Source organism: Pseudovibrio sp. Ad26, from assembly GCF_001623285.1.
In the GTDB taxonomy this organism is placed as follows: Bacteria; Pseudomonadota; Alphaproteobacteria; order Rhizobiales; family Stappiaceae; genus Pseudovibrio; species Pseudovibrio ascidiaceicola.
This window is the reverse complement of sequence record NZ_LMCE01000047.1, coordinates 403,467-416,985: the sequence shown is the minus strand read 5'-3', so window position 1 is coordinate 416,985 and position 13,519 is coordinate 403,467. Positions and strand designations below refer to the sequence as shown.

Here is a 13,519-nt window from a genome sequence, read left to right as displayed (position 1 = left end):
GCCCGCTTGTTACTGTGCTGGTTGTTCGTTTTCGCCCTTCTGGAAATCGTCTTTCATTTCTTCGACAACAGAGAAGAAACGGCGCATGGCGTTTTCGGTGAACTCCAGTGCTTCTTCCAGTTTTTGCTCTTCTTCATCGCCGAACCAGCCTTCTTCCTGTTGTTTGGCGATGGAGAGGTCGAGGCCTGCTTCGGGTTTGATGGCGGCGATGCTGGCGTCTTCGGTCAGGGTAGCAAGTGCTTCGGAGATGCGTCTAAGTTCCTGACGCATCTTGCTGTTTTCTGCTTCCAGACGGGTGATTTCGTCCTCGTAGACCATGATGCCGTCGAGGGAAGGCTGGCAGACGAGTTTTTCAGCCTTGGTGGCGCACAGTGAAACTATCCCCGTGCGGGTGTCGAGGCGGATCAGTCCTTTATCCGTCTGCTGCATTTCAAAGCGAACGGGAACATCCTGCTCACTTTGGGCAAATGCGCTTTGTCCACTCAGCGCAAAGGTGACCGCAAGGATTCCACTGGCCAGATAAGACTGTTTCACGATTTCTTCCCATCTCTGTTTCAAATCAACGACTTAGAGCAGCTGGAGATTGCAGCGCCATACCTGCTTGCAGATATGGCTTTCAGTTTAGCAGCAATCAGAGCGCCTTGACCATCCGATCAGACATAGGTGTGAAATGGGAACTACTCGAGGCTTTGATAAGGGCCGCGGCCACTTTTCAACGCATCTTCCAGAAGATCGAGGCGGTCTTGTCCCCAAAATGGCTCGGAGTTGAGCAGATAGGTTGGTGAACCGACAGCATTTGCCGTTTCAGCCATGCGGGAGTTGACTGTGTAAGCTTCCAGCATCTCATCAGACTTTCCAGCCGCGATGAGGTTATCCGCGTCCAGACCGAGCTCATTCAGGATGGCTGTCAGGACGTTTTCATCGGCCGCGTTGAGGTCTTTTTGCCAGACCGCTTCAAAGACTTTCTGGGAATAAGTGCCAACCGGACCGCCCTGCTCCTGCAGACGAATTGCGATGGAATCTGCCAGCGCAATGTCCGCCGGGAAATGGGCTGGCTTGTAGTTCATTGAAACGCCGCGCTTTTCTGCCCAGCGCTGAAGCTCAATAAACCGGTACTTCTGGCGGGCCGGATGGCGTTTGCCCAGCGGCAGACCGCCTGTCAGCGGGAACAAGACAGCGAGATTGACTGGCCGAAAGGTTACTGTGACATCATAGTTTTCCGCAATGCGCAGAAATTCCTGATGGCCCAGATACGCCCATGGCGACAGGTGCGTATAGAAGTAATCGATCTGTGCAGTCATGATTGTTCCCCAATGTATACACTCAGCCTATCCTGTTGCAAAAACAGATAGATTTCAATGAGAAAGCCCTGTGCTGGCGTTCACAAAAACGCGCAGACCGTATGAGCAGCTATAGAGTTTTGTTTTTACGGCTGTTTATCTGAAAACCGGTCACATTGGAGTCGGATACACATCAGAAATCAGCTTTGCGTTCTTATGTGCGTTGGTTTGCGTTAAAGGCGTTTTTTGTGCGTTGGTTACAAAAAAGCCCCCAAACTTCGCAGTCGGGAGCTTCATTCTTCATTGCTGAGCCGAATTCAATCAGGCAGGCTCGTTCACAATGCTTGCGATCTTCCACCGGCCTTCGATGTTGATAAGCAGGTAGTGACAAGTGAAATCGAAGACTGCTTCGCCTTCGTCATCTTCCTGCTGCCAGTCGAGGCTGACGCTCGCGGTGGAGCCGGAGATGTGAGAGGACACCACTTCGTAGATGGAAGAGGTTACATAATGCTCGCGGTGCACTTCCAAGAGTGCTTCGATGTTCTCGCAAAGCTCAGCCTTGTCGTTGAAGACATGGCCTTCTTCCAGCTGCCAGATTACACAGGGAAATGCAAAGCAATCTGCAATCAGCCCGGCGTCATAATCCTCATAGGCATCTGCATAGCTATCAAACAACTCGGAGAGCATTAGTTCTGTTTCGTCCTGAACACTCATAGTGACTGCCCCTTTTCCCAGCTTATTGATGTGCCAGCATTTTTCACGAAGGTAAGGCTTCTGGAGCCCGTTTTCCCTTATATGCCGTGGATAGGGCTCAGTTTGCCAGTCCTTTTTTCAGAAGGAAACAAATTTCATGGGTATTTTCCGCTTTTTATGCCGATATCCCGACCACCTCACAGAATAAATCTCATGGTTTGACACCAATGGGTTGAGTGAGATCGGTTTATCCCCCTCCCTTCTCCTCTTTGCTAAAATGTTCTTGGTTTGCCCCATTTCTGATTGGCACATGTGATCATTGGTGGCAAAGTGCGCTCAACTGTTTTCAGGATCGGACCTTTTCGTCGTTTATGACAGACACCTCTCACCTTCCCTCAGTCTTTGACAACTGGTTTGGCAGCCGTGGTTGGGCTCCGCGTGCTCACCAGCTGGAGCTGTTTGACAAGGTGACCGCTGGCAACTCCGCCCTTCTGATTGCTCCGACTGGTGGCGGTAAGACACTGGCGGGCTTTTTGCCGTCACTGGTGGACCTGCATCACAAACGTCAGGCAGACAAGCGCAAGGCCGGAGAAGCTAAGGCTGCCGGGACGGGTGGTCTGCACACGCTTTACATGTCTCCCCTTAAAGCTCTGGCGACGGATATTCACCGGAACCTTGAGGTGCCAATTGAGGAGATGGGGCTTTCCATCAAGCTGGAGACCCGTTCCGGCGATACGCCCAGCCACAAGAAGCAGCGACAGAAACGTCTTCCACCAGACATTTTGCTGACCACGCCGGAACAGATCTCGCTTCTGCTTTCTGACAAGAACGCAGAGCGGCTGTTTGCTGATCTGCATTATGTTATTTTGGATGAGTTGCACGAGCTGGTGACCTCCAAGCGTGGGGATTTGCTCGCTCTGGCTCTGACCCGTTTGCGCAAGCTGGCGCCTAACCTGCGCTGTATCGGGCTTTCAGCCACCATTGCGCACCCTGATGATCTGCGTGCCTATCTGGTAGAACAACCTTTATCGCAAGACGTTCGCCATGCTGAAATTGTGCAGGCCAAAGGTGGGGCCAAGCCTCATATCAGCATCCTGGAAACACAGGAGCGTCTTCCGTGGTCTGGTCATTCCTGTATCTATGCTTTGCCGGAGATCTATGAGGAGATTAAAGCCCACACCACCACACTGGTGTTTGTAAACACGCGCTCGCAGGCGGAGCGGCTGTTTCAGGAGCTTTGGCGTATCAATGAGTACACTCTGCCCATTGCGCTTCATCATGGCTCGCTGGATGTGGGACAACGCCGCAAGGTAGAAGCGCATATGGCCGCGGGTCAGCTTAAAGCAGTGGTGTGCACCTCCTCGTTGGATCTGGGTATCGACTGGGGTGATATCGATCTGGTGATCAATGTGGGCGCTCCCAAAGGGGCAAGCCGGCTGGCGCAGCGTATTGGACGCGCCAATCACCGCATGAATGAAGCCTCCAAGGCCATTCTAGTGCCCTCCAACCGGTTTGAAGTGTTGGAATGTCAGGCAGCCCTGGAAGCCTCAGAAGCAGGGGAGCAAGACACCCCTCCTCTTCGCGAGGGCGGACTGGATGTTTTGGCTCAGCACATTATGTGCGTTGCCTGTGCCGCACCGTTTGAGCCCGAGCAGCTTTATGAAGAGGTGATCAGCAGCCAATCCTACAGGCATCTGGATTATGATCTGTTTGTGAAGGCCGTGGAGTTTGTGGCAACTGGTGGCTACGCGCTCAAAGCCTATGACAGATACGCCAAGTTGCGCCCAACCAAAGAGGGATTGTTTCGCGTTTCCCACCCGCAATTTGCCCAGCAATATCGTCTCAACTCCGGCACGATTTTAGATGCAGCAACGCTTAAAGTTCGTCAGGTGAAACCACGGGGAGCCAACAGCAAACGGCCCCTTGGGTTTGGCGGCAAGATGCTGGGAGAGATTGAAGAGTGGTTTATTGAGCAGCTTGCTGTAGGTGACACCTTTGTGTTTGCCGGTCAGGTGCTTAAGTTTGAGGGCCTTAAGGAGAGCGAGGCCTATGTGTCCCGCAGTGCTTCGCAAGACCCGAAGATCCCGAGTTATCAGGGCGGCAAGTTTCCGCTCAGCACCTATCTTGCTGAGGGTGTACGCAACTTTGCTTCTGATCCTAACAGTTGGTCTTCTTTGCCAGGTCAGGTTCGTGAATGGTTGGAATTACAAAAAGAGAAATCACAGTTACCAGATTATGAACGTCTTCTGGTAGAGACCTTTCCGCGGAACGATAAGCACTACCTTGTGTGCTACCCGTTTGAAGGCAGATTGGCTCACCAAACGCTGGGAATGCTGCTGACACGCCGTCTTGAGCGCGCTGGCCTGCATCCTCTGGGGTTTGTGGCAACTGAGTATTCACTGGCCCTGTGGGGGCTGACAGATTTGGGCGCTACCATAAAAAGCGGGCGCTTGAAGCTGGATGACCTATTTGAAGAAGATATGCTTGGTGATGACCTTGAAGCGTGGCTTGCTGAAAGTAGTTTGATGAAACGAACCTTTAGAAATTGCGCTATGATCTCAGGTCTCGTAGAACGACGGCACCCTGGCAAAGAGAAAACCGGGCGGCAGATAACTATAAATACGGATCTTATTTATAACGTACTGCACGAACACGAGCCCGATCACCTACTTTTACAAGCAACCTGGACGGATGCCGCTACAGGACTTCTGGATATCTCTCGTTTAGGTCACTTTCTTTCTCGTATCGACAAAAGAATCACGCATAGTGCTTTGGGTCGCGTTTCTCCTTTGGCTATTCCGGTTCTTCTTGAAATTGGGAAAGAGCCTATCTTTGGAAGTGCGACAGAAGAGCTGCTTGCGGACGCAGCAGATGATTTATTACTGGAGGCCCAATTGTGAGACTTAACAGTCAGTTGCAGCCACGAGTAGAACCGAGTTATCGTCAACCTATTCCTGTATGCCACGACTTGTCTCTCGCAAGAGAACTTGTTGGCCTTCACGACAGTGGAGCCCTGTGGTGGCCAGAAGAGCGGACCCTTGTGGTTTCCGATCTCCATCTGGAAAAAGCAGCCAGCATTGCCAAGAGCAAGGGCCTGATGCTGCCTCCTTATGATACAGCTGCCACACTGGAAAAGCTCTCCGCCCTGATCGATCTGTTCGATCCGCGCCGCGTGATCTGCCTTGGTGACAGTTTCCATGACTGCGAAAGCTCCGAGCGCATGCCTGCGGCGTATCTCGCCATGCTGGCAACCATGCAGCTGGGACGGGAGTGGATCTGGATTACCGGCAACCACGACCCTGAGATTGCCCGGCACATTTGCGGTGAGCGTTATCAAGAGCTCTCCATCAAATCCCTCAGTTTTCGGCATGAACCGAATGAAGAGGCTGAGCGCGGCGAGATTTGCGGGCACTTGCACCCAGCCGCCAAAGTGCGCCGGATGGGCCGTACCATTCGCAGAGCCTGCTTTGCGACCAACGGCAACCGCCTTGTGTTGCCAGCCTTTGGTGCGCTGACAGGTGGCCTGAATGTGATGGACAGAGCTTTTTCTGATGTGTTTGCCGAGAAGCGGTTCTCGGTGTTCATGCTGGGCAACGGGCGATTGTTCCCATTCACTGCCTCCAAGCTCCTCAGCGACTAACAAAAAAGGCCCTTCTGATTTGAGGGCCTTTTCTTTTGTCTACCATCGCTGAACGCTTTCGCTTCCTAATCTTTCTTGAAGATCACGCCTGCGAGCCAGCCGGTGAACAGGGCCAGAATAATGGCCAGTGCGCCGTAGACTGCCGGATGTTGCCGGGACAGGTTGAATGTCACCTGCTCAAAGCCTGTTTTCGCCACGGTCAGCACTTGCTCCTGCTGGTCCAGCAATACGCCTCCGCTGAAGAGGAAGGTCGTGACTTTGTAGTCCCCTGTCGGGATGGTGGCTGGCAGGTCCACGGTGGTGGAGAACAGGGTCGGGCTCAGGAAGTTGATGGACTTGGACATCTGCGAATAAAGGCCGTGCTGGACACGGGAGCGCAGGAACGCTGCCTTGAACGCATTGCGCTCTAACGCTGGCGCACGGGTGCCCAAGGCTGCAAGCGGCAGGTGTTCCAAACCAATGCGGTACTGTTTGAGCCAGTCGTCTGATGCGATGTTGCGCAGGTCATCCGTTGCATGGACGGCGTAGAAGCTTGGGACAGCGATGTAGGTCTGTGAGGTGGCGTTGATCCAAAGGCCGACGATACGATCCTTACGCCATGTGGTGACGCGCTCCAGCGGGCCTTCCACAACGACGACCACATCCTGATTGCCGGTTCTGGAGACGGTTTCTGCGTCTCTGGCGATCTCTCCGTAAACGAGGATCTGCGTTCCGGTAAAGTTGGAGGTGATGGCCACGTGAGAGGATGAGATGGCAGACACGAGCTTTTCAGCCAAAGCTGGCGCACCAGAGATAAGTGCCAGCAAGAGGACCGTCATCAGCATTGTGAGTGAGTGGATCGCTTGTCTCATTTGACAGGCTCCTCGATCACGCTGACGGAGTAGAGGTCGTCCGGTTCCACAATGAGGTTGAACGCGAAGCGCAGGCCAACGAGGAGCACCAGCAGGCCGAGGCCGAGGCGCAGGTGTTCACCGCGCATGCCCTGCCCCACCTGTGCGCCGAACTGAGCGCCGATCACGCCGCCGATCATGAGCGTCAGGGCGAGCACGATATCAACAGACTGGGTGTTGATGGCATGCAGAAAGGTTGCTACGGCCATTGTGCCGAGGATTTGCAGCAGCGACGTGCCAATGACGATATTGGCCGGTACGCGCAGCAGGTAGATGAGTGCTGGCACCATCATGAAGCCGCCGCCGATGCCGAGGACAGAGCCGAGGAAACCGATGGAGCTGCCGATACCGAAGATCGGGATGACACTCACATAGAGTTTAGACCGGCGGAAACGGACCTTGAACGGCAGGCCATGTACCCAGTTGTGTTGTCCGGGTTTTCGACCAGCAGGTGCTTTCCCGCTTTTGCGGCGCATGATGGCCTTCATGGATTCACCCAGCATCAGCACGCCGATGGTGCCGAGGAAGGTGACATAAGCCAGTGAGATCACCAGATCCAACTGCCCGAGGCTGCGCAGAATGCCGAAGATCCAGACGCCGATTGCCGAGCCAATGATACCCGAACACAGCAGAACTCCGGCGAGTTTGAAGTCAATGCCCGCTTTGCGCCAGTACGACAGAACGCCGGAAGCCGAAGAGGCAACGATCTGTGTGGTGACGGTTGCAACGGAGACGGCTGGCGGAATTCCGGAGAAAATAAGCAGTGGCGTGAGCAGGAAGCCGCCACCAATGCCGAAAAGCCCTGAGAGGAACCCGACGGTTCCGCCCATGGCGAAGATCATAAAGACATTAATCGGTAGTTCTGCAATGGGTAGATAGATCTGCAAAATGGCACCGCGGGTCACTCAGGTGACCTGACAGTGCGCCCCGAGTCACCTTTTATCCAACAACATTGTAGAGTGTTAAGCGCCATTCCAGACGCTCTGTCAATCTACGCGGAGCAGCAAGTGCAAATCTAACCAGAAATCCCCTAGTAACGTGAAATTATATGGTCTGAGAGGCCAGCGCCGTCATCAGACGCCGGTCAGGTTCACCCGTTGCTTCCATTCCCAAGCGCACTTGCAAACTCTTGATCGCGCGCCGTGTATTAGGTCCCATTACACCATCTGGGTTGCCTGGATCATACCCCATATCAAGCAAGGCTTGCTGTATTTTTTTCACAGATGGAGAACCAGCTTGTGAAACTGTGGTTTTCGGCTTGCCGGACCACTTGGTGTCGATCATGACTTTGTTGGCAGCAGGGTCGACTGGCTTCATCTGATAGGTCGCGACTGCTTCCAGAGCCTGTCCGTGCTGGCGCTTGGTCAGGCTGGCGGCAACTTCGTCGCGTTTTCCGGCGGCATCATCGTCGCCTTGCAGGGCTGCGAGGGCGAACCACTTGTAGCTTTCCACCAGATCCTGCTTCATGCCAAGGCCACGCGCTGCAAGGATGGCAAGGTTGAACTTGCTGTCTGCTACGCCATGGTCAGCGGCGATGCGGAACCATTTGACGGCGGAGGTGTAGTCTGGTTTGTCATCGATGCCCTCTACGAAGAGAACAGCGAGGTTGTGCATGGCTTTGATGTTGCCTTGCGCAGCTGCCAGAGAATACCAGTCGCGTGCCTGTGCCAGATCCTTCTCAACACCGCGGCCTTTTTCATAGAAACTGCCGAGGCGGTACTGCGCTGGCGCCAGGCCTTGGGCTGCTGCTTTGCGGTACCAGTCCGCTGCGGCTCCCAGATTGGCCGGAACCAGATTGCCTTCGGTGTAGCGACGGGCCACTTCGAACTGGGCGGCGGCTTCTCCAGTGGCGGCGGCTGTGCGCAGATCAATCGGACCGATTGCATACGGCAGATCGTAAGCTGACTGTTTTGGCGCAACTTGCTGAACTGGCTGCTGCGGAATGATTGGTGTCACCTGCTCGCCAAATCCAGAGGCCGTTGCCTGTGTGGTTGGGACGCTTGCCGTTGTGATTGGATCAGCGGCCACATTGGAAGCAACTTTTTGAGCTGGCTGTGCTTTGCTATTTCCCCCGCCAATGTCGGTTGCCTGACCAAAGATCAACTCTTTGGTTGGTTCGGACGGTGCGGTGGCGGAGCCAGACTGCCAGATGCTTGTGGAGCTGACGGGTGATGGTAACTCTGCCCCAGAAGGCATGGAGGATACGCGGCTGATAACATCAGGTGCTGCAATTGCGTCTACACCACCGCTCAGCAGGGAGGAGTTGTCTTTGCCTGGCATTGGTGCATCTGGCGCCATGATGCTTGGCATTGTGTCAGATCCTGCAGTGTCAACGCCGTCTGAACTGGAGAACAGACCTGTGTCGAACACCCGCAACGCGCCGATGGTCAGAAGAAGAGCCGCTGCTGCCAGCATGATTGCACGGCGGCGGTTGGATTTGCTTTCCTTCTTCTTGCCTTTTGTTTCTGTTTCAACTTTGCCCAACTCAACAGGTGCAGCAGACAGATTGATCGGCTCTTTCACCGCAGTCTCTGTCTCGCTTACTATATCTTCTGAGCTTAAGGAAATGGGCTCTTCGGCTACCTGAAGTTTGCTGAGAACCTCAGCCGTTGCAGCTGCCTTTTTGGCGCGCAGGTTTTCAGGAACCTCAATGTTCTTGGTCCGGTTTGGGCTGATGTAGTCGCGCAGACGACGCGCCCGTTCTGGTGCTTTGCTCGTACCAGATGCAGGTTTTTCTTCTTCCTGCTTGACTGTCTTCGCTTCTTTGGCCGCTGCTTTTGCGGCACGTCGGGCCGCTGCGATAAAGTCAGCCTTCCGGTTGCGTGGACCTTCCGGTTCAGCTGCCAAAGCGGCCTGATCAGCCGAGTTACCCTTACGCCCCATTGTGAAGGCGCCCAGAATGCTGCTGATCTGCGTGTCGCCAACCAGCTTCTGGTGTTCGTTGGAAATCTCTGTGTTGCCGATGGCGTGGCGGATGCTTTCCAGATTTTCCAGACGATGGGAAATGGTGCCCAAAACATCACGCACATCTTGCAGAGCATGCTGATCTACATCGTCTTTCGGGCCAGATGCTTCCAGTAGAGACTGTAGGTCAAGACGCAGTGCGGAAATGGCGGCTTCAACAGCTTCGCCCTGCTCTGCACCATTGCCCAGAGCCAGATTGTCTGTTGCGGCCTTTACTGCGTCCTGTGCGATCTGCTGTGCCTTATCCACCATATCGGTGTGAAGGCCCTTGATCTCTTGCTCGATGGTCCCGAAGCTGTTTTCCAGATTACCGATCGCGCCAAACTGGGTCTGAGACATATCCAGCTTGTGAGAAAGGTCCGCAATCTGCTGTTCCAGACGGTCAATCTCAACATCAGAGGACAGACCAGACGGGCTGGAGATGGTTGCAGCCAGCTCCTGCAGTTGGGTTTCAATGTCGCCAGATGTTGCCAATGCACCGATGTGGCCGCGCAATTCCGCGATCTCGGCGCGGATCATGGACATCGCTTTATCGGAGGATCCGGCGTGCGCGCTGTCTTCAACCATCTGGGTCAGCGTCATTACACGCTGTTCAAGACGGGCAAGAGCCGCACTTTCGTTCTCGTTCAGAGCAACTTCGAAAGAGGTTTCCGCCAGACGAACTTCGATACCATCCACTTTATTGCAGAGATGGTCGAGGCGTCCTTCGATGGAAGAGAAAGCCTGATCGAAGCCAGTTGAGGCCTCCGGGCTTTTCTCCATGCGGTCCAATTTCTGGCCGATATCAGAAAGGCGATCTTCCAAGCGGTTCAGCTGATCGTTGTTGCCTGCTTTTTCCGGGCCTTCAGCCAAAATGTTGGAGATGGAGTCCAGACGGCCATGCAAGCGGTCAATCACCTCACCATCTGGCATGCGTGTTTCAACGCTGCTGAGGCGGGACTGGATATCGCGTTGGATGGCAGAGAAGTGGTCCAGCTCATCCATGCGGGCGGTCAAGAACCGGATGCGCTGATCCACATCATGAATCATGCGTCCTGAGTCCAGACGGTCGATTACTTGTCTCAGCTGAGCAACTTCATCGCGGACAACTTCCAGGCCAGCGGTACCGGAGCGAAGCAAAACATCTTCCAGACGGTCGCCCATGGAGGACAGACGGTTTTCCAGCGAGTTGAGCTGATCAACACGAGGCAGCTGGCGGATTTGGTTTTCCACCTCGGCCATCCGCTCAGACAGGCTCTCGTAAATCGCCGGATCAACATTCTTTTCTGCCAGTTCCTGCAAGCGAGACTGGATGGATGAATGCGCCATGCCCAGAGCATTGAGGCTGTCCTCAATGTCAGAGCGGGACAGCGCAGACTTCATCTGCTCCAGTTCGTGGCGCAGTTCTTTCAGCAGTAGGCCGTTGCCCTCTTCATCGCGCAGGCGACCAATAATCTCAGAGAGCTGCGAGCGATTGTCTGAGGTGCGATCCATCATTTCATCGCGCAGGCTGTTGAGCTGCGTCTGCATGCCATCATGCAGTTGCTCAAAGCGTGCTTCATCTGGCTCACGCAATGTATCCAGTTGACTGGCCAGCTGCTTGAAGTGGCCATCAATCATTGTGTTGAGCTCAGAATACTCCGCAGTTTGTGCTGGCTGCGGTGCTGCTGATCTCTGACTTTGCCGTGCTTCTACACCGTGTGGCATTGCGCCTGCGTTGAAGCGAGGCTCCATCTGAGTGACAGGAGGATGAGCATAGTCTTGTGCGACAGGTGCCCAGTTCTGCTCCATAGGCGCAGGCTTTGGCTCCTGCATAGGCGCAGCGTTTTCAGCTTTTGGCGGAACACCCTTCCCTTTTTCATTTTCATTATGAGCAAGGGAGTTCAAGCGTTCATCCAGAGCGTTCAAGGCATCCAGCACAGAACTGATACGCTTGACCTTGGAGTTTTCCGCGTTTGGATCTTCTTCCTGTCTGGCGACTGGCGCAGCCCATTCCTGCTTTTCCGGTTGCGCAGGAGCTGCGGGATGAGCAGATGGCTGATGCATACGCGGCTGCATTGATGCAGGCTCAGCATATTGCTGGACACGGTGCTGCGGCGCATAGGCTTCAGGAGCCTGTGGTAAAGGAGCCTGTTCCTGTCTGCGCATCACTGGTGGACGTGGGTGCATGAGCGGATCACGCGAAATACCTGCGCGCGCATACAAGTGCTCGGCGGCAGACGTATCATACTGATCCTCATAGGCATGTGGGCTTGTTGACTGGTCCAAACCGGATCTCAGATCAGAGCGGTGCCATGGGTCACGAGTTTGGGGATCACGAGTGTGAGAGTCGCGAATATGAGGATTACGCGCATGCGGCGCATGCATATGTTGATCCCGTGTGTGCGGCTGTGGTTCTGTATGGGCGCGGGGTGTACGGCCTTCAGACTGCATCAGGCGGCTTAGTGCCTGCGCAACTTCATTCATCGCCGCTTCCTGAGAGGTGGGATGAGGTTGTCCGTAGGGTTGCTGTGCCTCTGTACCGAATTCATCAGAATAAGGAGAATGGGCCGCATGCCTTGCTGCTGCAGGATTATGTTGCGCCATTCCACTTTCCTCCAACCACTTTACGTGGTCTGCATCCAGCCCTTCACCAAAGGACTTGTCTGAAGCGGATTTTCCAAATTCTGGTTTATTCCAAGACATGCCTGAAGGGCCTCATAAAACTGTCCGGACCGCGCCATGTCGTCTTTCCCTGCCCAAATCACATTATAAAAATAAACGTCAACCACCTTACGCGGTCTATGAGTGGGTCAAGAAACGAATCACTTTGCGGTTTTGCACCGGTCTTAAAACTCGTAGGACTAGTTTTTTACTCGTTAGGGTAAATAGCGGGTTAATAGCTCGAATTCTGCGTGAAGAGCCCTTAAGGAATGTGAATTACTGCGGTTATCGTGCAGATACCCCGCTATTTCAGGGAGTACGGAACAAACTCATGAAAATAATTCGTGTCTGGATTTACTCGAATTAAGGGTTATCAAGCAGCTGCCGCTAGACCTACGTGTTCTTGCCAATGTATAAACTTGATAGAAATTGCGCGGTGCATCATTTAGCATGCACTTAAGTACACGTGTCATACATTAGAGACAGTGTCGTGAGAGCAAAGAAGAACAGGTCAAGCAGATGAGCGAAGCCCTACATATCAATGAGATGATTGTTGATGTTGTTGCCAATGAGCTGGGTAAGGGAAAGAAGACACAGTTTACCATTGGCGACCTGGCAAAAGAATTTGATGTTACCCTCCGCACTCTTCGGTTTTACGAGGACAAAGGCCTCTTGAATCCTAAGCGTGACGGGCTTAATCGCATTTATAACCGTCGGGATCGGGCGCGCCTGAAGCTGGTTTTGATGGGAAAACGTGTCGGTTTTTCTCTCACTGAAATCCGCAGTATGCTGGATCTTTATGATCTGCGTGACGGTCAGGTCACACAGCTTGAAGTGGCGCTGAGCCGCTTTCAGGAGCAGATTAAAGTGCTTGAAGGTCAGCGCGCTAACATTGATGAAGCGGTTGAAGACCTGCAGAGAACCGTCACGATTGTTGAGGGTATGCTGCGTGAGAAACGCGGCTGATTTTCAGTCCGGTCAGGTGGGGCATTTACCCCACCTTTTTTTGATCTAGTGGCTCAGTAGGTGCTCGAATTTATTCCTGATGAATACGTTCAATATTTTTCACCTATAGGATGACCTCGAACTTTCTGAATTGTCTTAATTTAATTGTTATCCAAACCATAATCTCGCAAAATGCTTGCCACGCGGATGCGATACTTCTGGAAATACTCATTTTTTCCCAGTTGCTGCGCCTCCTGATGCTTTTCCTGAGTACGCCAGCGCTTCACCGCTTCCTCATCCTCAAAAAATGACAGTGACAAAATTTTCTCAGGATTGGTGAGACTCTGAAATCGCTCCACCGAGATAAACCCCGGGATCTTCTCCAGTTCAGGCTTAATTGAGGCGGCCATATCCAGATAGCTGGCTTTGTGGTTTGCGAAGGGTTCAACTTCAAAAATAACGGCAATCATGCTGGGAACTCTCAC

The 13,519-nt window shown here is 53.5% G+C and carries 10 protein-coding genes; 3 read left to right on the top strand and 7 right to left on the bottom strand.

Annotated features, from left to right (window positions below):
* Nucleotides 1–9: 9 nt before the first annotated feature.
* From PsAD26_RS08360 to PsAD26_RS08350, 3 genes are all read right to left on the bottom strand, one after another.
* On the bottom strand, nucleotides 10–534 hold the full coding sequence (locus PsAD26_RS08360) for a hypothetical protein (RefSeq protein ID WP_063310002.1): 525 nt from the start codon (nucleotides 532–534) through the stop codon (nucleotides 10–12).
* Nucleotides 535–677: 143 nt separating this feature from the next.
* On the bottom strand, nucleotides 678–1,301 hold the full coding sequence (locus tag PsAD26_RS08355) for a 2-hydroxychromene-2-carboxylate isomerase (RefSeq protein ID WP_063302342.1): 624 nt from the start codon (nucleotides 1,299–1,301) through the stop codon (nucleotides 678–680).
* Between the two features lie 300 nt (nucleotides 1,302–1,601).
* A complete protein-coding gene (locus PsAD26_RS08350) occupies nucleotides 1,602–1,994 on the bottom strand; it encodes a DUF4440 domain-containing protein (RefSeq protein ID WP_057464953.1) in 393 nt (130 codons plus the stop codon).
* A 350-nt stretch (nucleotides 1,995–2,344) separates the two neighbouring features.
* Between PsAD26_RS08350 and PsAD26_RS08345 the strand changes: the two genes are divergently transcribed.
* Both PsAD26_RS08345 and pdeM read left to right on the top strand, forming a co-directional pair.
* Entirely contained in the window at nucleotides 2,345–4,873 is a 2,529-nt protein-coding gene (locus tag PsAD26_RS08345) for a ligase-associated DNA damage response DEXH box helicase (protein ID WP_063310001.1), read from the top strand.
* 68 nt (nucleotides 4,874–4,941) lie between these two features.
* Entirely contained in the window at nucleotides 4,942–5,613 is a 672-nt protein-coding gene (pdeM, locus tag PsAD26_RS08340) for a ligase-associated DNA damage response endonuclease PdeM (RefSeq protein ID WP_193758274.1), read from the top strand.
* 65 nt (nucleotides 5,614–5,678) lie between these two features.
* Here the strand turns inward: pdeM and PsAD26_RS08335 are convergent, their stop codons facing one another.
* The 3 genes from PsAD26_RS08335 to PsAD26_RS08325 all read right to left on the bottom strand — a co-directional run bounded on the left by PsAD26_RS08335 (nucleotide 5,679) and on the right by PsAD26_RS08325 (nucleotide 12,131).
* Nucleotides 5,679–6,464, bottom strand: a complete 786-nt coding sequence (locus tag PsAD26_RS08335; protein WP_063310000.1) for a TIGR02186 family protein — start codon at nucleotides 6,462–6,464, stop codon at nucleotides 5,679–5,681.
* Nucleotides 6,461–7,390, bottom strand: a complete 930-nt coding sequence (locus PsAD26_RS08330; protein WP_063295740.1) for a sulfite exporter TauE/SafE family protein — start codon at nucleotides 7,388–7,390, stop codon at nucleotides 6,461–6,463. The genes PsAD26_RS08335 and PsAD26_RS08330 overlap by 4 nt, the downstream gene beginning before the upstream one ends.
* A 157-nt stretch (nucleotides 7,391–7,547) precedes the next feature.
* On the bottom strand, nucleotides 7,548–12,131 hold the full coding sequence (locus PsAD26_RS08325) for a peptidoglycan-binding protein (protein ID WP_063309999.1): 4,584 nt from the start codon (nucleotides 12,129–12,131) through the stop codon (nucleotides 7,548–7,550).
* 477 nt (nucleotides 12,132–12,608) lie between these two features.
* Here PsAD26_RS08325 and PsAD26_RS08320 point away from each other — a divergent pair, with 477 nt between their 5' ends.
* Nucleotides 12,609–13,055: a MerR family DNA-binding transcriptional regulator gene (locus PsAD26_RS08320; RefSeq protein WP_063309998.1), complete on the top strand. Its 447-nt coding sequence runs from the start codon at nucleotides 12,609–12,611 to the stop codon at nucleotides 13,053–13,055.
* A 140-nt stretch (nucleotides 13,056–13,195) separates the two neighbouring features.
* Here the strand turns inward: PsAD26_RS08320 and PsAD26_RS08315 are convergent, their stop codons facing one another.
* Entirely contained in the window at nucleotides 13,196–13,504 is a 309-nt protein-coding gene (locus tag PsAD26_RS08315) for an antibiotic biosynthesis monooxygenase (protein ID WP_063309997.1), read from the bottom strand.
* Between the last annotated feature and the right edge of the window lie 15 nt (nucleotides 13,505–13,519).

What these genes read in the sequence shown, in the direction of transcription:
- PsAD26_RS08355 (WP_063302342.1), bottom strand. Translation starts at nt 1,301, where the DNA reads ATGACTGCACAGATCGATTACTTCTATACGCACCTGTCGCCATGGGCG.
- PsAD26_RS08350 (WP_057464953.1), bottom strand. Translation starts at nt 1,994, where the DNA reads ATGAGTGTTCAGGACGAAACAGAACTAATGCTCTCCGAGTTGTTTGAT.
- PsAD26_RS08345 (WP_063310001.1), top strand. Translation starts at nt 2,345, where the DNA reads ATGACAGACACCTCTCACCTTCCCTCAGTCTTTGACAACTGGTTTGGC.
- PsAD26_RS08335 (WP_063310000.1), bottom strand. Translation starts at nt 6,464, where the DNA reads ATGAGACAAGCGATCCACTCACTCACAATGCTGATGACGGTCCTCTTG.
- PsAD26_RS08325 (WP_063309999.1), bottom strand. Translation starts at nt 12,131, where the DNA reads ATGTCTTGGAATAAACCAGAATTTGGAAAATCCGCTTCAGACAAGTCC.
- PsAD26_RS08320 (WP_063309998.1), top strand. Translation starts at nt 12,609, where the DNA reads ATGAGCGAAGCCCTACATATCAATGAGATGATTGTTGATGTTGTTGCC.
- PsAD26_RS08315 (WP_063309997.1), bottom strand. Translation starts at nt 13,504, where the DNA reads ATGATTGCCGTTATTTTTGAAGTTGAACCCTTCGCAAACCACAAAGCC.